Origin of the sequence: Nitriliruptor alkaliphilus DSM 45188 (assembly GCF_000969705.1) — a bacterium.
GTDB classification, from domain to species: Bacteria; Actinomycetota; Nitriliruptoria; order Nitriliruptorales; family Nitriliruptoraceae; genus Nitriliruptor; species Nitriliruptor alkaliphilus.
The window spans coordinates 2,045,236-2,064,252 of sequence record NZ_KQ033901.1 but is presented as its reverse complement, the minus strand read 5'-3'; the positions used below and the strand labels follow the sequence as shown (position 1 = coordinate 2,064,252).

Genomic DNA, 19,017 nt, shown 5'->3' with positions numbered 1-19,017 from the left:
GTCCCTCATCCACTGCACCCGAGCCTCCCACGCAGGAGGCCTGTGTGCACCAGGACGCCCACCTCCCCGGCGAGGTTCCCCGGATGTCATCCGGTGAACCTGCCGGAGGTCAGCGCAGGGGATCGGCGTCCACCGCCTCCCCGAGCGCGCGAGACCCACCATCGGCGTCGATGAACCAGGCCTGGCCGGACCCGCCCACGATCACGCCGTCACCCAGGACGTGGAGCCACGTCTCGGGCAGGCCGTCACCGGGGGCCACACCGTCGGGCAGCACGACGTCGCGTGGGGATCCGAAGGGATCGGCGACCAGGCGTGGCCCCTCGAACTCGAAGATCAGCAGCCACGTCGGCCGGGACTCGTCGTCGGCGCCGGCGAGGGCCGTGACGCCGCCCTGGCTCACCGGTGAGGTGACCAGCTCGGGCTCACTGCCCGCCGGGATGGCCAGGGCACCGTCGCCCTGGACCTCGAGCACCCAGCGGTACCACCCGCGGTTGTCGTCCTGCGATGCGAAGCGGGCCACGAGGCGACCCCCTCCGACGTCGAGCACGTCGACCAGGCCGGCATCGAAGGCGAACGGCGCCTCGAAGCTGGCGTTGTCCGTGGCCGTGTCGCCCGTGCCAGGACCGCCGTCCCAGCCGATGGTGCGCAGGGTCGCGGGGCCGTCATCGTGGCGCTCCATCCACAGCAGCTTCGACCCGTCCGGGGTCCACGCCAACCCGTTCAACCTGACCCCAGGATCGGTCGCTCCGAGCGGTGCGTACGCGTCCTGGAACATGGGCGTCTCCAACACCTCGCCGCCGGCGACCTCGATCCAGCGCAGGTCGGTCAGCCCCTCGGAGGTGCGGGCGACCACGACCGTCAGGTCGTCCGGCGTGCTGCCCGGGCGGACGGCTGCCTCGAGGTTCATGCCCGGCGGGGCCGGGTAGCGCAGCAGATCGACCTCGGAGCCGTCCGCCCGTCGCAGCACCACCGCGTCGGCGGTGGTCACCACGATCGGGCCGGGCAGCTGCTGCACCGCGGGGGCCTCCTCGACGTCCCCGTCGTCGATGCCCTCCTCGCCGGGCGGGGTCACCTCCGGGGTCGGTTCGGGCTGCGGCTCGGGTTCGGGTGGGGCCACGTCCTTGCCGACCAGAGCGGCACGGACGGTGCCCTCGGGCAGCGCGACGGGGGTGGCGAAGTCGCCCTCGCCGTCGTGGCGCAGCAACCAAACCGAGCGGCCGTCGCCGAGCAGCGTGGCGTCACCCCAGGCGTCGAGCCAGAGGTCCGCGGCGTCGGCCTCCCCGACCAGCCCTGTGACGTCGAGCTCGCCGGAGGTCTCGCCCACGAGCCGGACGTGGCGGTCGTTGCCGACCTGCTCGAGCTGGTAACGGGACGAACTCGGCTCGGGGGAGCCATCGTGCGTGAGGCTGGCCGCCAGCACCTGGGCGGCGTCCTCGACGGTCACCGGGTCGCTGACGGCGGTCAACTCCCCATCGACCCCGACGACCTCGAAGCTCGTGAGGGTGCCGTTCGCGGTGGCGACCAGGATCTCGGACATGGCACCCGAACCCCGCTCGATCGGACCTCCCCAGTCGAGGATGCGGGCGTCCTCGCTGACGTTGCCGAAGGTGTGGATCTCCATCTCGCCGTCCAGCAGGGTGTTGGCGACCGTCACGACGTACCCGTCGGCCTCCTCGCCCCTCGTGAGGTAGGCGACCCACCCGCCGTCGTCGCTGACCGCCATCCCGCCGTCGCCGATGACGCTGGGGAAGGTCGCGCTGACCTCGCTGACACCGGGACGGAAGATGGTCCAGGACGGTTCGGTGCCGGGTGCCTGCTCCAGGGCGACCCACGCGGGGTCATCGCCGCGGTCGGCAGCGGGCACGGCCAGACCGGTCAGCGGACCCTGCGGTGGCGTCTGCACCCCGCTGTCGGTGACCGTCCCCTCGCGGAGGTCGAGGATGCCCATCCCACCGTCGACGTCGTGGATGACCGCACGGTCGGGGGTGGCCGGGCTCATCGGGAGCTGGTCCGAGTAGTCCTCGATGCGCGGCACCTCCGGTCCGCCGCTGGTGAGCAGGAACGGGACGGCGACGGCGACACCGAGGGCGGCGGCGCCGGCCGGCACCCACGCGAGGAGCTTCTGGCGGCGACGCCGGGCGATCCGCGCCTGGACGCCGCGGTACAGCTGCGGGGTCGGCTCGGCGCCCTCGGCGCGGGCACGCAGCGAGTCGCGGACGCGCTGTTCGATGGGGTCCATCAGCGATCACCTCCGAGGCTCGTCGTCGTATCCGGGTCCCTCGAGGCGCGACCGTCCGGCCCGCCGAGCAACTCCTGCAGGCGAGCCAGCCCGCGCGAGGTGTTGGACTTCACGGTGCCGACCGAGCAGCCGAGGATGTCGGCGGTCTCGGCCTCGGACAGGTCCTCGTAGTAGCGGAGGACGACGGCGGCTCGTTGCTTGGCGGGCAGGCGCTGGATGCCCTGCCACACCGCGTCGTGCTCGGCTGCCGCCTCGTCGACGAGGCGCACGCCGCGATCGTCACCCGACCGTGCGGCCGCGACGCGGCGTTCGAGGTAGCGGCGGCGCAGTCGGCTGTTGGCCTCGTTGGCGACGGCGCGGCGCACGTAGGCCCCGACGTCGCGGACGTCGCCCTTGCGCCACCGCACGTACACCTTCGCGAAGGCTTCGGACACCACGTCCTCGGCCTGGTCCGGGTCGCTGACCAACAGGTAGGCGAGCCGGACCGCCCGGCGGTGGTGGGCGTTGTAGACGACGGCGAACGAGTCCTCCGTCACCCCCGCCCTGACCATCGCGAGCACGTTCGTCCCCATCTCGTCGTGGATGCAGGCGACCGACGACCTGTCGGCGGGCATCCCCTCCGCCCCTCCCGACGCGCGCCGGCACGTCGAGGTTGCATCGAGGATGGTCGCCTACGAGGACCCGGGTGCGTGCTTGGCCGCGACCACCGCGTCGAAGACCGCGCGCTTCGGCACGCCGGCCGCCTGTGCCACCTCGGCGATCGCGGCCTTCCGCGCCAGCCCGTCGGCCTCCCGGGCCCGGACCCGGGCCACCAGCTCGGCGTCGTCCGCGGGTTCGGGCACGACGTCGGGTGCCCCGGCGACGACGAGGGTCAGCTCCCCACGGACACCGTCGGCCACGGTCACCGCGAGCTGGCCGAGCCCGCCGCGGAGCACCTCCTCGTGGAGCTTGGTCAGCTCGCGGCAGAGCGCGGCGGGACGGTCGGCACCGAGCGACCCGGCGAGGTCGGTGAGGTCGTCCTCGGCCCGGTGCGGGGACACGTACAGCACCATCGTGCGTCGCTCGCCGGCCAGCTCGGCCAGCCGGTCGCGGCGTGCCCCACCCTTGCGCGGCAGGAAGCCCTCGAACGCGACCCGGTCGGTCGGCAGCCCGGACACCACCAGCGCCGTCAGCAGCGCCGAGGCACCCGGGATCGCCTCGACCCGGTGGCCGGCCGCGACCACCGCCGCGATCAGCCGGTACCCGGGGTCACTCACAGCAGGCGTCCCCGCGTCGGACACCAACACCAGGCGCTGACCGTCCACCAGACGGGCGATGACCTCGTCGGCGCGCTCGCGCTCGTTGTGCTCGTGCAGCGACAGCTGGCGGACCTCGCTGCCCACGTGGGCGAGCAGCTTGCCGGTCCGGCGGGTGTCCTCGGCGAGGACGAGGTCGGCGTCGCACAGCGCCTGCGCGGCGCGGGTCGACAGGTCGCCGAGGTTGCCGATCGGGGTCGCCACCACGATCAGGGCACCCGCCGCCGCTGCCTCGTCGCTCACCGGTGCCTCCACCCGCTGTCACGTCGCACGGGAGGCCGAGCGTACGCTCCGGGCCGTGACCCGACGCCGCCGCTCCGCCGCGATCGTTGCGACGCTCGCCGTCGCGGCGTCGGCCGCCGCCGTGGCCCTGACCCACCTCGGCACGCCGCCGGGCATCGTCTTCGACGAGGCCTACTACGTCGGTGATGCCCGGGCGATGCTGGCCACGGGAGTCGATGACGGGTTCGCGGTGCACCCGCCCCTCGGCAAGTGGGTCATCGCGCTCGGGATCACCGTCGTCGGTGACAGCCCGGTGGGGTGGCGGATCGGCGGCGCGTTGCTGGCGGTGCTGGCCGTCGCCGCGACGGTGGAGCTCGGTCGGCGGCTGACCGGCCGCATCGGCCTCGGCGTGGTGGCCGGCGCGCTCGTCGCGCTCGACGGGGTATGGCTGACCCTGGCACGGATGGCGATGCTCGATGCGGCGCTCGCGGCACTGGTGACCCTCGGGACCCTGGCCCTGGTGGTCGATCACCAGCGCGCCACGTCCCGGGCCAGCGACGTCACCGTCCGCACCGGTCGTGACGCCGAGGGTGTCAGCGCGGGCCACCTCGTCGCCCCGCGGGTGTCCCGGGCGCCGCTGGTCGCTGCCGGCATCCTGTTCGGTCTGGCCACCGCGACCAAGTGGTCGGGGCTGCTCGCGCTCGGCGGCGCGGGGCTGCTGGCGGCCGGCTGGGAGCTGGCCGCACGCAGGCGACGTGCGACGGAGCGCCTCGGACCCCGCGAGGTGGCGCGTGCCGCCGCCCCCGTCGCGCTCGCCCTGATCATCGCCCCTATCGCCGTGTACGCCCTCAGCTGGGTGCCGTGGCTCGTCGGCTACCCCGCCAGCCACACGGCGGCTGCGCAGTGCGAGCCGATCGAGGCCGCCGGCGGGACGTGCGACCCGTCGCTCGGGGATCGGGTCGCCGGCCTCGCCCGGCACCACGGCGCCGTCCTTCGCTTCCACACCGGCCTCGACGCGGACCACCCCTACCGCGCCCCGGCGACGACCTGGCCGACCCAGCACCGGCCGGTGGTCGCCCACTACGAGAGCTGCGACGAGGACGGCACCCACGGCGAGGACGGCGAGCCGTGCCTCGGGGTGCCGGGGAAGGCCAGCGAAGTCGCCATCCTCGGCAACCCCGCGCTGTGGTGGTCCGCACTCGTCCTGGTCCCGCTGGCAGCCGCCGCGCTGCGCCGCCGGGAGGGCACGGCGGTCGTCCCGTTGGTGATGCTCGGGGCGCAGTACCTGCCGTGGTTGGTCGTCGCCCGGCCCGTCTTCAGCTTCTACACCGCCCCGCTCGTACCGGCGCTCGCCCTGGCCGTGGTGATCGCCGGCGCCGAGCTGGACCGATCGGCCCGGCGGCTGGTGACCCTCCCGATCGGTGCGGGGGCGGCGATCGTGGCCGGCGCCACAGCGTCGTTGCTGGGCGCCGCGACCCCCACGGCCGTGGCGGTCGCGGTCCTCGGCGCGACCGCTGGCACCGGCGTCGGCGGCGTGATCGACGGACGCCGGGGACACCAGCGAGGTGTGCCTGACCCGGCTCGGCCGCTCGGCACGACGATCTCGTGGCTCGTTCTGGCAGCGGCCGTGGCGCTCTTCGTGTACTTCTCCCCCCTCTGGTACGGCGTGCCGGTGGACGAAGCGGTGCTGCGCCAGCGCTGGTGGCTGCACAGCTGGGTGTGAGCCGACGCCGTCGGCGACCCGGAACACCTCCCCGAACCGCCGAGCCGGACCCACACGGAGCCCCCCATGCGCAAGGTCCTCGGCACCACCGCGGCCGTGCTGGCGGTGGTGTTCGTCCTCGGTCTCGGCGCCGGCGGCTGGTACTACACCGCCGAGTTGCTGCCCGCTCCGCAGCCCGAGGACCCGACCTACGACGTCGAGGTCGTCGCGGTGGACGGGTCCAGCGGCGAGGTCACCCTGACCGCGAGTGAGGGCGACCTCGTGGAGCTGGAACGTCTCGGGTTCTGGACGGCGACCGCGACGTTGGAGCTCGGCGAGGTCCTGGCCACTGACGACGAGGCAGTCACCCGCACCGCGACCGTGCTCGACGGCGACTGGCCCGAGCCAGGTGACGTCGGGACCGCCCGCGCCACCACCTTCCGAGGCGACCCGATGGAGGCGCTCGGGTTGCCGTTCGAGGACGTCGACGTCGCCGGTCCCGACGGCGTCCTGCCCGCCTGGTTCGTACCCGGCGACGACGAGGCGGACGTGGCCCGGCAGGGTGACGTCGCCGTCATGGTTCACGGCCGTGGCGCCACCCGCGAGGAGCTGCACCGGACGCTCCGGTCCGTCCACGCCGTCGGCCTCGACGCGCTGGTGGTCAGCGTCCGCAACGACCCGGAGGCTCCCGCGGACCCCGACGGCTGGGGCCGGTTCGGCGACACCGAGTGGGAGGACCTGCAGGCGGCCGTCGACCACCTCGTCGAGCAGGAGGGGGCCGAGCGGCTGGTGGTCGTCGGCTCGTCGCAGGGCGCCTCGTTGACGCTCGGGTGGCTGCGTCGCGGTGAGCACGGTGACCGGGCGATCGGCGCGGTGCTGACCAGCCCCCTGGTGTCCATGCACGACACCCTCGTCCTGCAGGCGCAGGGACGTGACATCCCCGACCTCGCGATCCCACCGCTGCTGTGGTCCACGAAGATCATCGCGACGCTGCGCTCGGGCATGCGCTTCCACCGCCTCGAGCACGCCGCCGACGACGTGGTCGACGCCTACGACGTACCGATGCTGGTCACCCACGGCACCGGCGACAGCACCGTCCCGTTCGACGGCAGCCGCCAGCTCGCGGACGCACGTCCGGACCTCGTCCAGCTCGAGGTCTACGACGACGTCGAACACGTCCGGGAGTGGAACGCCGACCCGGACCGCTTCGACACCGACCTGACCGCCTTCCTGACCTCCGTCCTCGACTGACCCGCACCATGGCGCCACGGCAACACGCGAGGCACCGCCAGCTAGCGTCGGGTCGGCGGGACACCCGGTCCCGCCGGGTCCTGCGAGGTGGCACCACCGATGGCCAAGCGCATGACGATCGACGAGCTGGCCCAGGCGACCGGCGTCTCGAGCCGGAACATCCGCTACTACCAGACCCGCGGGCTGCTGCCTCCCCCGGAGGTCAGCGGGCGGCTCGGCTACTACGACCGGCGTCACATCGACCGGCTGTCGCTCATCCAGGAGCTGCAGGCCGAGGGCCTGAACCTGCAGGCGATCGGCTGGCTGCTCAGCGGCGGGGCCACGGTCGACACCGGTGAGCTGCGGAAGATGAAGCGCGCGTTGCTCGACCAGTGGGTCGTGGAGCAGCCCGTCGAACTGCCCGTCGAGCAGGCCCTCCAGGGCTACGAGGGCGCCGACCCCGACGGCGCCGAGGCCCAGCGCGCCGCCGACCTCGGCCTGTTCGAGGCGACGGAGGACCCCGAGAAGGTGCGGGTGCGGATGCCGTCGGTCCTCGAGGCCGGACGTGAACTGAGCGAGATGGGCGCGTCCATCGGCCGTCAGCTCGACGTGCTCGAGCAGATGCGTACCCACGCGATGGCCGTCGCCCAGATCTACGTCGAGCTGTTCGACGACGTGGTGCTCGCCGACTGGGACGCGAGGGGACGGCCCGCCGAGGAGTGGCAGCGGGTCCGCGAGGCGCTCGAGCGCATCCGCCCCCTGGCCGGCGACGCCCTCCTCGCGGTGTTCCACCAGGTGATGGCGCAGGCGGTCGCCGACCGCGTCGAGGAAGCCGCGCGACCCGACGAGGCCGCCCCACCCGCCTGACCACCTGACCGCGGGCTCGCACTTGCTGGCGCTCAGGCGCCAGGAAGTGCCGTCGCCTCCGTCGACGGCCGGGGACGGGTGGCAGTTCCTGGCGCTCAGGAGCCAGGAACTGGGTGACCGTCTGCCCTCTTGACTGAGACAGTAGAAGCTGTCATCGTTACGGCACCGTAAGTTGCTGCCCCGTCATGGAGCCCTGCGATGCCCCTGCTCAGCGCCCCTCGTCGCCCCCTGCCGGCGTCGCTGCGCTCGCTGCTCGGCTCGTCCCTCCTCGAGGGCCTGGCGAGCCCGCACAGCGTGAGCCGCTACCTCGAGTCCGTCCACCCGCTGTGGACCCTCGAAGGTGGCCGCGCCCAGGTCGTCGAGGTGCACCCGGACACCGCCGACACCGTGACGCTCACCCTGCAGCCCGACCACGTGTGGCAGGGGGCGCTGCCCGGCCAGCACGTCCGGATCGGTGTCCCGATCGACGGGGTGATCCAGACCCGGACCTACTCGGTGTCCTCGTCCGCGCACCGTGCCGACGGCCGCTTCACGATCACCGCCAAGCGCAAGGAGGGCGGCCTCGTCTCGGGCTGGCTGCACCAGCAGGCCAACGTCGGCGCCGTGCTGCACTGCTCGGCCGCGACCGGCGAGGTCGTGCTGCCCGACCCCCGACCCGAGCGTCTCCTGCTGATCAGCGGCGGCAGCGGGATCACCCCCGTGGTCTCCATGCTGCGCACGCTGGCCGACGAGGACCACACCGGTTCGGTCACCTTCCTGCACTACGCCCGCAGCCGCGCCGACGTACCGTTCCTCGCCGACCTCCAAGCCATCGCCGACCGGCTGCCCGGCGTCGACCTCCACATCGTCCCCACCGGCGGCGAACCCGGCGAGGTGCTCACCGGACGCTTCGAGGCCGCCCACCTCGACGTCGTGGCACCGGACCACCGCGAGACGCTCACCTTCGCCTGCGGCCCGACCGGCCTGATCGACGCACTCGAGGAGGTGTACGCCGCCGGCGGTGTGAGCGACCTGCTGCAGGTCGAACGGTTCACCCCGAGGGCGCTCGTCCGGCTCGAGGGCGTCGCCGGCGGGACCATCCGGTTCGAGCGGTCCGGCATCGAGGTGACCGATGACGGCCGCTCACTGCTCGAGCAGGCCGAGGCGGCCGGGCTGGCGCCCGAGAACGGCTGCCGCATGGGCATCTGTCACACCTGCACCCGCTTCAAGCCCGAGGGCGCCGTCACCGACCTGCGCGACGGCCGCGTCAACGACACCCCGGACGCCCGGGTCCAGATCTGCGTGACCGTCCCCGCCGGCGACGTCGTCCTGGACCTGTAGGCAGCTCCCCTTCCCGCTTCCGCACGTCGAAGGAGCCTCCGTGCCCATCGAACTCGACCTCCCGCCCGCGCCCAACGCGCTACGCCCCGACGAGCTCGCCTCGGCGGCCGACTACCGCCTGCCGCCCTGTGCGGCCCACCTGACCGCCGAGCAGGTCGATGAGCTCGGCCGTGAGCTCGACGCGATCCGCCAGCGCCACCTCGACGACCTCGGCGAGACCGACCGGCGCTACATCCACGCCATGGTCCGCCTGCAGAAGGCGCTCGAGGTCGGCGGCCGGGGCCTGCTGTTCGCCGGCTTCTTCCCGCCGGCCCTCATCGGCGGTGCCGCCGCGCTCGGCCTCTCCAAGATCCTCGACAACATGGAGATCGGCCACAACATCATGCACGGCCAGTACGACTGGATGGAGGACCCGCGCCTGCACTCCTCGGCCTACGAGTGGGACAACGCGGCGCCGGCCAGCCAGTGGAAGCACGGCCACAACGTGGTCCACCACACCTACACCAACGTCGTCGGCAAGGACCGGGACGTCGGCTACGGCCTGCTGCGGGTCAGCGAGCTGCAGCGCTGGCGCCCACGCGACCTCGGCAACCCGCTCTCCATGTTCCTGCTGTCGCTGATGTTCCAGTACGGGGTCGCGCTGCACGAACTCGAGGTCGAGAAGCTCACCAGCGGCGACAAGCCGATGGACGACGCCAAGCCGATCCTCGCCGCCATCCGCGCCAAGGCGGGGGCGCAGGCCAAGAAGGACTACCTGCTGTTCCCGCTGCTGGCCGGCCCGGCCGCACCGTTCGTGATCGCCGGCAACCTCGGCGCCAACCTGCTGCGCAACGTGTGGGCCTTCACCGTCATCTTCTGCGGCCACTTCCCCGAGGGTGTCGAGATGTTCACCGAGGAGGACATCGAGGGCGAGACCCGGGCGCGGTGGTACCTGCGGCAGATGCTCGGTTCGGCGAACCTCACGGGCGGCCCGGTCTTCCACGTGCTGACCGGCAACCTGTCGCACCAGATCGAGCACCACCTCTTCCCGGACCTGCCGGCCTGGCGCTACGCCTCGATCGCGGCCGACGTCCGCGAGCTCGCCGACCGCTACGACCTGCCCTACAACACCGGCCCGTTGCACAAGCAGTTCGGCACCGTCGTCAAGCGGGTCGTGCGCTTGTCGGTCCCCGACGACCTCCCCGGCATGGTCCGTGGCCTCGTCCGCCGCTCGTCGCGGACCGTCGACGCGCTCGCCGAGATCGGCGCCCAGGCACGCATCGAGCGTGAGGGCGCCGACCTCGCTGCCTGACCGCCGCGGACCTCGAGGGCCGGTCCCCGCCATCCGTCCAACGGATCGGTCGGGGCGCCGGCCCTTCGTCCGTGGTCCCGGGCCCCATCGCCTCGACATCCGGACCACGGTGGACCACCCGACGAGGAGGCCACCGTGAGCGTGCGTGACGACAACGTCCGCGACGACAACACCAGCTTCGAGGTCGAACGGCACACCGACGACCAGCCACCCCGTGACGACGTGATCGAGCCGGACGACATCGACGCCGCCGAGATCGCCGACGAACTCCAGGGCAGCCCCGATGCCGACGGGCTCGATGTGGGTGCCGGACGGGTCGACGACCCCGATCCGTTCCACCGCGACGACGAGCCACCGCGGGCAGCGAGGTCGTCCGACGATCTGCCCGAGTCGCAGGGCTTCGACGCCGACGTCGCCGACCGCATGACCGAGGACGACGGTCAGACCGCGCCGCTGTCCGACGAGGAGCGCCCGCAGCACTGACACCACGGAGGCCCGATGTCGGTCTGGATGCTCCCGGTCGGGGTTCTGCTGCTCGGCACGGTCACCTACGACGCCCTCTCCACCACCGTGGTGGCCTCCAGCGCAGGCGGGCCGCTGACCTCACGGGTCGCCCGAGCCGTGTGGTCGATCGTGGGACGGTTCGCCCGGCCCGGATCGGTCACGATGCGTCTTTCGGGCCCCGTCGTGGTGGTGTTGACGGTCGGCACGTGGCTGCTGCTGCTCTGGAGCGGGTGGGCCCTGATCTTCTCGTCGAGCCCGGACGCCGTGGTGACGTTCCTCGACGGAGAACCCGCCGATGGCTGGTCCCGCGTCTACTACGCGGGCTTCACGATCTTCACCCTCGGTGTGGGCGACGTGGTACCGAACGGACCACCGTGGCAGATGCTGACCGGCTTCGCCGTGGCATCCGGCCTCGCGTTGACCACGCTGGCCATCACCTACTTCATCCCGGTCGTCACCGCCGTCACCGTCCGCCGGGCACAGGCGAACTCCATCGCCGGGCTGGGTGCGTCACCCCACGAGATCGTCCTGCGCAGCTGGCACGAGGGTTCCTTCCGGTGGGTGGAGGCCCAACTGCCCCGGCTGGCCGAGCAGGTCCTGCAGACCGCCGAGCGCCACCTCGCCTACCCGATCCTGCACTACTTCCACAGCGCCAGTCCGAGGACCGATCTGGCGATCCAGCTCCACGCCCTCGACGAGGCGGTGACCATCCTGGAGGCCGGCGTGACCGAGCCGTCGCGCCCCCACCCCCAGGCGCTCGCCCACTTCCGACACGCCACCACGCAGCTGCTCGACAACCTCGACCTCGACCTGGCGTCCGCACGCACCCCGGCAGCCATCGATCTCGCCCCGCTGCGCGATGCCGGCATCCCGACCGTGGACGACGCGACGTTCGCCGACCAGCTCGACCGACTCCTCGAGCACCGACGCCGGCTGTCCGCCTTCGCCGCGGAGTCGGTCTGGTACGAGCGGTCCGCCGGGTAGGAGGACGCCGTGCTCGACGTGGTGCTCTTCGTGGTCGGGGCGGTGGCACTGGTCTTCGCGTGCCTCTTCGCCCACCTCGAGCGGTGGTCGATCACACCGTCGCTGCTGGGCCTGGTCGTCGGCATCGCCATCGGACCACAGGCCCTCGATCTGTTGGCCCTCCCGGACGGCGAGCGGATCGCGATCCTCCACCGGGCCGCGCAGCTCCTGCTGGCCGTGGCGCTGATGGGAACGGCCCTGCGCTACCCCTCGGGTGCGGTCCGGCAGCGGGTCCGGGAGGTCACCCTCCTGCTGGTGGTGGTGCTCCCCGTCATGGCAGCCGTGTTGGCCGACGGCGCGACGTGGACCCTGCCGATGTCGGCCGGAGCCGCGCTCGTCCTCGGCACTGCCCTCTCCCCGACGGACCCGGTGCTCGCGGCCGGCATCGTCACCGGACAGCCCGCCGAGACCGACATCCCGGACCGGGGACGCCAGGTCCTGTCGCTCGAGTCGGGGGCGAACGACGGCCTGGCTCAGCCGCTGGTCGTCATCGCGATCGCGATCGCGCTCGGCCGACCGCTGACCTCCGCGCTCGGTCAGGCTGCGTACGAGGTCGGGTCCGCTGCCGTGCTCGGGACCGTGGTCGGGCTCGCCGCCGGACGGGCGCTGCGCTGGGCGGAGCAGCACCGCGAGATCAGCCCCTCGGTGGCCGAGTTCACCGTCGACGAGACCCTGAACCAGTTCCTCGTGATCCCCGTCTTCGTCCTCTTCGGCGCGTCGTTGCCCTGGGCCGCGTGGGGATCCCTCGGCTGGGGAGCTGGCGGCTTCGTCGCCGCGGCGCTGTTCCTGCGCCGGCTGCCGATCGTGCTGCTGCTGAAACGTCCGATGCGAGGCTCGTGGCTCCACCTGACGTGGCTCGGGTGGTTCGGCCCCATCGGGATCGCCGCGCTGTTCTACCTCGGCCACGCCGACAGGCAGGGCCTGACCGATCCGACGCTGTGGGCAGCCGGCACGCTGGCGATCGCGGTCAGCACCGTGGTCCACGGGCTGAGCGCCGGCCCGGCACGTGTGGCCTACCGCCGCGCGTCCGTCGGGCGCGGCGACTGAACGCCGCGGGTGCGGTCGGTCCGATCGGACGCGCCCGAGCGGACGGGTGGCAGGACCCACCAGCCGCACCGGACCCTCCGGAGGGCAACGGAACGACACGACGGATCGGAGCGGCGATGGCCAACGAGACGAACACGACGACGGACCACGACACCATCCGTGCCTGGGCGGAGGAGCACGGCGGGGTACCCGCCAACGTCCGAGGCACCGCCGACGGCGAGGGCGCGGGCGTCCTGACCCTCGACATCGTCGGGTACGGCGCCGGAGAGGAGGAGCTCGAGCACATCGAGTGGGATGCGTGGTTCGAGAAGTTCGAGGACGCCGGGCTGGCCTTCCTCTACCAGGAACAGAAGGCGAGCGGCGAGGACTCGACGTTCTTCAAGCTCATCAGCCGCGAGGGCGCTGACACCGGTTGAGACCAGGTTCAGGCGCGGTCGACCCGGTCGCGGACGGCGCGGTCCACGCCGCGCTGCATCGCGTTCATGACCGCCTGGATCGTCAGGGGCTTGAGGCGTTCGATCACCTCCGACAGCCCGGCCCGCTCCTCGGGCGGCACCTCGCCCTGGAGGTAGGGCCGCAGCAGGTGGCGTCGCAGCAACGCGCCGAGGTCCTCGGCGAGCTGGCCCGTCGCCGCCTCGATCAGGCGGTGCGACTCCTCGAGCATCTCGCGCGGGAGGCCCACGTCGAGCCACTGCAGGGCGAGCTCGAGGTCGGCCGCGCGGGTGCGCAGGCGCCCGTCAGGCAACACCTCGACCACCGCCGTCGCGGCCAGGCCCTCCAGCTCGTCGTCGGCGATCGTCCGACCGGCGATCCGGTCGAGCTCCGCCCGGCTGAGCTCCTCGGGCGGGTCGCTGACCCACGGTGAGAGCAGGGCGCCGAACACGGCGACGTCGTCAGGGCTGGCGGCCGCGGGCACGCGCAGCAGGAAGCGTTCGATGGCCTGGAGGGTGAACCCCTTGGCCTGCAGGTCCCGCACCAGCTTCAGGCGAGCGAGGTGCGCCTCGTCGTACAGCCCGGTTCGGCCACGCAGGAGCGGTGGGGGCAGGAGGCCCTTGGTCGCGTAGAACCGCACGGTGCGCACGGTCACGCCGGCGGCTGCGGCCAGCTCGTCCACGGTCCGCAGTTCCGCGCGCTCCTCGTGCACGTCGGTCGCGCTCACCCGCACCTCGTCGTCGGCTGGGCTCCACCGCAGTTGCGGTTCGGAGCAGCGATGATGTTACATAACCGCTGTCACGTTCGCGGTGGGAGCAGCACGTCGACGCCTCCACCGGCGACCACCCTTCCTCGAGAGGACCTCCGGTGACGGACGCTTACGTCTACGACGCCATCCGCACGCCCCGCGGCAAGGGCAAGAGCACAGGCTCGCTGCACACCGTCAAGCCCGTCTCCCTGATGACCGGCCTGATGCACGCGATCCAGGAGCGCAACGAGGGTCTCGACCCGGCCGGGATCGACGATGTCGTCCTCGGCGTGGTCGAGCCCCACGGCGAGCAGGGCGGCTCGATCGCCCGCACCGCTGCGATCGCCGCCGGGTTGCCCCAGCCGGTCGCCGGCGTGCAGCTCAACCGCTACTGCGGGTCGGGCCTCGAGGCCGTCAACCAGGCCTCGGCCCGCATCCGCTCCGGCTGGGAGGACCTGATCCTCGCCGGCGGGGTCGAGTCGATGTCGCGCGTGCCGATGGCCTCGGGCGGCGACCCGTGGGCCAGGGACCCCGAGACCAACTACGCGACCTCGTTCGTGCCGCAGGGCGTCTCGGCCGACCTGATCGCCACCACCGAGGGCTACTCCCGGGAGGACGTGGACGCGTTCGCGCTCGAGTCGCAGATACGTGCCGGCAAGGCGTGGGCCGACGGCCGCTTCGAACGGTCCGTCATCCCCGTCCGGGACATCACCGGCCGCGTCGTGCTCGACCGCGACGAGACCGTCCGCCCCGACGCCTCGATGGAGGCGCTCGGCGCTCTCAAGCCCTCCTTCGCCGGCATCGGAGAGATGGGCGGCTTCGACGCCGTCGCGCTGCAGCGCTACACCGAGGTCGAGTCGATCGACCACGTGCACCACGCGGGCAACAGCTCGGGCATCGTGGACGGCGCGTCCCTGGTCCTCCTGGGCTCCAAGGAGGCGGGCAAGCGCCACAGCCTCACCCCCCGCGCCCGCATCCGGTCCGCGGCCGTCATCGGGTCCGAACCGACGATCATGCTCACCGGCCCCGGGCCCGCCTGCTTCAAGGCGCTCGACAAGGCCAGCATGACGCCGAAGGACATCGACCTGGTCGAGATCAACGAGGCGTTCGCCGCGGTGGCCCTCAAGCTGATGCGCGACCTCGACGTGTCGCACGACATCACCAACGTCAACGGTGGCGCCATCGCCATGGGCCACCCCCTCGGCGCGACCGGCGCGATGCTGCTCGGCACCGTCGTCGACGAGCTCGAGCGGCGTGACCTGACCACCGGCCTCGTGACGCTGTGCATCGGCGGCGGCATGGGCATCGCGACCGTCGTCGAGCGTGTGTGAGCTCCGGCTCCCCAACGACCTGAACAGATCGAGGTAGTCACGTGAGCACGGACACCATCAAGTACGAGCGCGATGCCGACGGCGTCGTGACCCTGACCCTGGACGACCCGACGCAGCCCGTGAACACCATGCGGGCCCAGTTCGTCGACGACCTCGAGCAGGTCGTCACCCAGCTGCGCGGCGAGGAGGACCTGAAGGGCGTCCTCGTCACATCGGCCAAGTCGACCTTCTTCGCCGGCGGCGACCTGCGCGAGCTGATCCAGGCCGGACCCGACGACGTCGAGGCGGTCGCGGCCAACAGCGCCCGCATCAAGGACGCGATGCGCGGCCTCGAGACGCTCGGCAAGCCGGTCGTCGCGGTCCTGGGCGGCACCGCCCTCGGCGGTGGGCTCGAGATCGCGCTCGCCTGTCACCGCCGCATCGCGGTGGAGAACCCCAAGGCCGTCTTCGGCACGCCCGAGGTCACCCTCGGCCTCCTGCCCGGCGCGGGCGGTGTGGTCCGCACCGTGCGCATGCTCGGCATCGTCAACGCGCTGCTGAACGTGCTCATCCAGGGTCCGCAGATGAAGCTGGCCAAGGCGCTCGAGGTCGGCATCGTCGACGAGGCCCACGCGGACCTCGACGCAGCGATGGCAGCGGCACGCGCGTTCATCGCCGACAACCCCGAGTCGGTCCAGCCGTGGGACGTCAAGGGCTACAAGATCCCCGGCGGCGGTCCGTCGCACCCGGCGTTCGCGGCGAACTCCCCGGCCATCCCGGCCAACCTCAAGAAGCAGAGCAAGGGCGCCCACTACGACGCGCCTCACCACATCATGTGCGCCGCCGTCGAGGGCGCCGCGGTCCCCGTCGACCGGGCCTTCGAGATCGAGACCCGCTACTTCGTGGACCTGGTGTGCAACTCGCCGCAGTCCAAGAACATGACCCAGGCGTTCTTCTTCGACCTCCAGGCCATCAACAAGGGCGAGTCCCGCCCCGACGGGTTCGACACCTGGAAGGCCACCAAGGTCGGCGTCCTCGGCGCCGGCATGATGGGCGCCGGCATCGCCTACCAGTGCGCCAAGTCGGGCATCGAGGTCGTCCTCAAGGACGTCGCGCTCGAGAACGCGCAGAAGGGCAAGGGCTACTCCGAGAAGCTGGTCGCCAAGGGCATCGAGCGCGGCAAGGTGACCGAGGAGAAGGGCCAGGCCCTGCTCGACCGGATCACCCCCACCGACTCCTACGACGACCTGGCCGGCTGCGACCTGGTCATCGAGGCCGTGTTCGAGTCGACCGAGCTCAAGCACCAGGTCTTCGGCGACACCGAGCCCGTCGTCAACGACGACGCGCTGCTGTGCTCCAACACCTCGACGCTGCCCATCACCGAGCTGGCCGAGGGGGTGCAGCGTCCCGAGGACTTCATCGGCCTGCACTTCTTCTCGCCGGTCGACAAGATGCCACTGGTCGAGATCATCAAGGGCGAGCGCACGTCGGATGCGGCGCTGGCCAAGGCCATCGACGTGGTCCAACAGATCAAGAAGACCCCGATCGTGGTCAACGACTCGCGCGGGTTCTTCACCTCGCGGGTCATCGGCACGTTCATCAACGAGGCCGTCGCGATGCTGGCCGAGGGCGTGCACCCGGTCTCGATCGAGCGGGCCGGCGAGAAGGCCGGCTACCCGGCCGCGCCGCTCCAGCTGATGGACGAGCTGACCCTGACCCTGCCCCGCAAGATCGCGGCCGAGTTCGAGGCCGCCGCGAAGCGCGACGGCATCGAGCACACCCGGCACCCAGCCCAGGACGTCCTGGACCGGATGGTCGAGGAGTTCGGCCGCGAAGGGAAGTCCGCCGGCGCGGGGTTCTACGACTACGAGGACGGCAAGCGCACCCGGCTGTGGCCGGGCCTGCTCGAGCACTTCCGCCAGGAGGGCGTCTGCCTCCCCCAGGTGGACCTGATCGAGCGCATGCTGTTCGCCGAGGCGCTCGAGACGGTCAAGTGCTTCGACGAGGGTGTGCTGATCACCCCCCAGGACGCCAATATCGGGTCCATCTTCGGTATCGGCTTCCCGGCCTGGACCGGCGGGGTCGTGCAGTACATCGACCAGTACCCGGGCGGCACCACCGGCTTCGTCGCACGCTGCAAGGAGCTGGCCGACCGGTACGGCGACCGCTTCCTGCCGCCGGCCTCGCTCGCGGCCAAGGCCGAGACGGGCGAACCGTTCCGAGCGTGACCCGCACCGCACCGTGATCGAGGGCGCCCTCCGGGGCGCCCTCGACGCGTCCGGCCACCGAACCGACCCTGCGCCCGCGCCGGGCCACCGTCACCCCGGCGACGGCCACCTCGTTGTGACCCCTGCGGAGGTGATCACCCGAGCAGACGTCCGGAGCGGGAGGCACGGTGCGACGCGTCCCCACGTTCCTCATCGCGGCCGCGCTGGCGACCGCCTCCCTCGGCGCGTCCGGCGACGGCGATCCGCTCCGGGACCGCCAGTACGGCCTCGACGTCATCGGCGCCCCCGAGGCGTGGCAGGTCTCGCGGGGGGCCGGTCAGGTCATCGCGATCGTGGACACCGGGATCCACCTCGATCACCCCGATCTCGCGAGCAAGCTCCTGCGGGACCGAACCGGGACCGTCGTGGGGTTCGACGCCGTCGACGGCCGGTCACCGGAGGACGGCAACGGCCACGGGACCCTCGTCGCCGGTACCGCCGCGGCCGCCACCGGCAACGGCATCGGGATCGCGTCGGTCGCACCCGAAGCCCTGCTGATGCCGATCCGCGTCCTCGACGATCGCGGCGAGGGGAGCATGGCGGACGTGGATCGCGGCATCCGCTGGGCCGTGGACAACGGGGCCGACGTGATCAACCTGTCCCTCGAACTGGCGATCCCCCGGCCCGGCGGGATCATCAGCGGCGCGCCGGATGCTGCGGTGCGCTACGCGTGGGAACGAGGGGTCGTGGTGGTCGCTGCGGCCGGGAACAGCGGGACCCCCTTCACCGACTACGCCCCCTCGACACCGGTGCTGCTCGTCGGTGCGACCGATGCCCGTGACCGGCAGACCAGCTTCTCCGACTCCGGCCGCCGCGACATGGTCCTCGCCCCCGGTGTCGACATCGTCAGCACCGCGTGCGACCCGTGCGGCCCCGCGGGCACCGCCACCTACGCCTCGGCCTCCGGCACCTCGTTCTCCGCTCCCCACGTCGCCGGCGCCGTCGCGGTCCTGCTCGCACAGGGCCGGTCACCTGCTGAGGCGGTCGCGGCGCTGCGCGAGACGGCCGTCCCGGTCCCCCGCCCGGCGACCTCGTTGCAGCAGGGACACGGCCGGATCGACCTCGCCGCCGCGGTCGCGCGCCCCCGGGCGTCGAACCCGTCGGCACCAGCCCCGTCCGCGCCGAGCCCGAGGACCACCGAGACACCCCGACCCGCACCAGCCCCCGCAGAGCCCGGACCCGAGGCCGTGAGGCCGTCACCTTCGTCGGAGCCCGCCCCCGAGCCGCAGGCACCGGTCGAGGGACCGGCCACCGACGCGGTGCCCGAAGCGGGCGACGAGGCCGACACCGGTGGCCCCGCCCTGGAGGAGGACCCCACCCCCGTGGCCCCCGAGGCCACGACCGACCACCCGCCGACCGACGAGGTCGCGCTGCCCAGCCCCCGGGGGGGACCAGGCGGGCCACTCGCCCTCGCGCTGCTCGCCGGATCGATGGTCATCGCCACCGGTGCCGCGAGCCTGCGCGCCCTCGGAGCCGCCGCGGCAGCGGACCGGTGACACGAGCGACGGCGGGCACCTCGT

Annotated in this window: 16 protein-coding genes; 12 read left to right on the top strand and 4 right to left on the bottom strand. The window is 72.5% G+C overall.

Annotated elements, in window-relative coordinates:
- Positions 1-109: 109 nt before the first annotated feature.
- The 3 genes from NITAL_RS09710 to rsmI are packed head-to-tail and all read right to left on the bottom strand — an operon-like array spanning position 110 to position 3,777.
- On the bottom strand, positions 110-2,239 hold the full coding sequence (locus NITAL_RS09710) for a hypothetical protein (RefSeq protein ID WP_052666060.1): 2,130 nt from the start codon (positions 2,237-2,239) through the stop codon (positions 110-112).
- Positions 2,239-2,853 (bottom strand): SigE family RNA polymerase sigma factor, encoded by a 615-nt coding sequence (locus NITAL_RS09705; protein WP_052666059.1) that lies wholly within the window; start codon positions 2,851-2,853, stop codon positions 2,239-2,241. The genes NITAL_RS09710 and NITAL_RS09705 overlap by 1 nt, the downstream gene beginning before the upstream one ends.
- A gap of 57 nt (positions 2,854-2,910) precedes the next feature.
- Positions 2,911-3,777, bottom strand: a complete 867-nt coding sequence (rsmI, locus tag NITAL_RS09700) for a 16S rRNA (cytidine(1402)-2'-O)-methyltransferase (protein ID WP_052669560.1) — start codon at positions 3,775-3,777, stop codon at positions 2,911-2,913.
- 55 nt (positions 3,778-3,832) lie between these two features.
- Here rsmI and NITAL_RS09695 point away from each other — a divergent pair, with 55 nt between their 5' ends.
- From NITAL_RS09695 to NITAL_RS09655, 9 genes are all read left to right on the top strand, one after another.
- Complete coding sequence (locus tag NITAL_RS09695) at positions 3,833-5,479, top strand: phospholipid carrier-dependent glycosyltransferase (RefSeq protein ID WP_157041738.1); 1,647 nt, start codon at positions 3,833-3,835, stop codon at positions 5,477-5,479.
- A 66-nt stretch (positions 5,480-5,545) separates the two neighbouring features.
- The gene (locus NITAL_RS09690; protein ID WP_052666057.1) at positions 5,546-6,709 is read left to right on the top strand and encodes an alpha/beta hydrolase; all 1,164 of its coding nucleotides are present in this window, start codon (positions 5,546-5,548) and stop codon (positions 6,707-6,709) included.
- A gap of 99 nt (positions 6,710-6,808) precedes the next feature.
- Positions 6,809-7,555: a MerR family transcriptional regulator gene (locus tag NITAL_RS09685; RefSeq protein ID WP_052666056.1), complete on the top strand. Its 747-nt coding sequence runs from the start codon at positions 6,809-6,811 to the stop codon at positions 7,553-7,555.
- 198 nt (positions 7,556-7,753) lie between these two features.
- A complete protein-coding gene (locus NITAL_RS09680; protein WP_083441406.1) occupies positions 7,754-8,875 on the top strand; it encodes a ferredoxin reductase in 1,122 nt (373 codons plus the stop codon).
- Positions 8,876-8,993: 118 nt separating this feature from the next.
- The gene (locus NITAL_RS09675; RefSeq protein WP_083442133.1) at positions 8,994-10,166 is read left to right on the top strand and encodes a fatty acid desaturase; all 1,173 of its coding nucleotides are present in this window, start codon (positions 8,994-8,996) and stop codon (positions 10,164-10,166) included.
- Between the two features lie 135 nt (positions 10,167-10,301).
- Positions 10,302-10,649 (top strand): hypothetical protein, encoded by a 348-nt coding sequence (locus tag NITAL_RS09670; RefSeq protein WP_052666055.1) that lies wholly within the window; start codon positions 10,302-10,304, stop codon positions 10,647-10,649.
- Positions 10,650-10,664: 15 nt separating this feature from the next.
- Positions 10,665-11,654, top strand: coding sequence for a potassium channel family protein (locus NITAL_RS09665; RefSeq protein ID WP_052666054.1), 990 nt, complete (start codon positions 10,665-10,667; stop codon positions 11,652-11,654).
- Positions 11,655-11,663: 9 nt separating this feature from the next.
- Positions 11,664-12,740, top strand: coding sequence for a cation:proton antiporter domain-containing protein (locus tag NITAL_RS09660; protein WP_052666053.1), 1,077 nt, complete (start codon positions 11,664-11,666; stop codon positions 12,738-12,740).
- Between the two features lie 116 nt (positions 12,741-12,856).
- Entirely contained in the window at positions 12,857-13,156 is a 300-nt protein-coding gene (locus tag NITAL_RS09655) for a bifunctional DNA primase/polymerase (RefSeq protein WP_052666052.1), read from the top strand.
- An 8-nt stretch (positions 13,157-13,164) separates the two neighbouring features.
- On the opposite strand, the gene NITAL_RS09650 is transcribed toward NITAL_RS09655, so the two are convergent.
- A complete protein-coding gene (locus tag NITAL_RS09650) occupies positions 13,165-13,899 on the bottom strand; it encodes a MerR family transcriptional regulator (protein ID WP_211262309.1) in 735 nt (244 codons plus the stop codon).
- Between the two features lie 140 nt (positions 13,900-14,039).
- Between NITAL_RS09650 and NITAL_RS09645 the strand changes: the two genes are divergently transcribed.
- The 3 genes from NITAL_RS09645 to NITAL_RS09635 all read left to right on the top strand — a co-directional run bounded on the left by NITAL_RS09645 (position 14,040) and on the right by NITAL_RS09635 (position 18,993).
- Positions 14,040-15,251 carry an acetyl-CoA C-acetyltransferase gene (locus tag NITAL_RS09645; protein ID WP_052666051.1) on the top strand — a complete coding sequence of 404 codons (1,212 nt, stop codon included), beginning with the start codon at positions 14,040-14,042 and terminating at the stop codon, positions 15,249-15,251.
- A gap of 41 nt (positions 15,252-15,292) precedes the next feature.
- Entirely contained in the window at positions 15,293-17,458 is a 2,166-nt protein-coding gene (locus NITAL_RS09640; protein WP_052666050.1) for a 3-hydroxyacyl-CoA dehydrogenase NAD-binding domain-containing protein, read from the top strand.
- Between the two features lie 167 nt (positions 17,459-17,625).
- Complete coding sequence (locus NITAL_RS09635; RefSeq protein WP_052666049.1) at positions 17,626-18,993, top strand: S8 family serine peptidase; 1,368 nt, start codon at positions 17,626-17,628, stop codon at positions 18,991-18,993.
- The last annotated feature ends 24 nt before the right edge of the window (positions 18,994-19,017 follow it).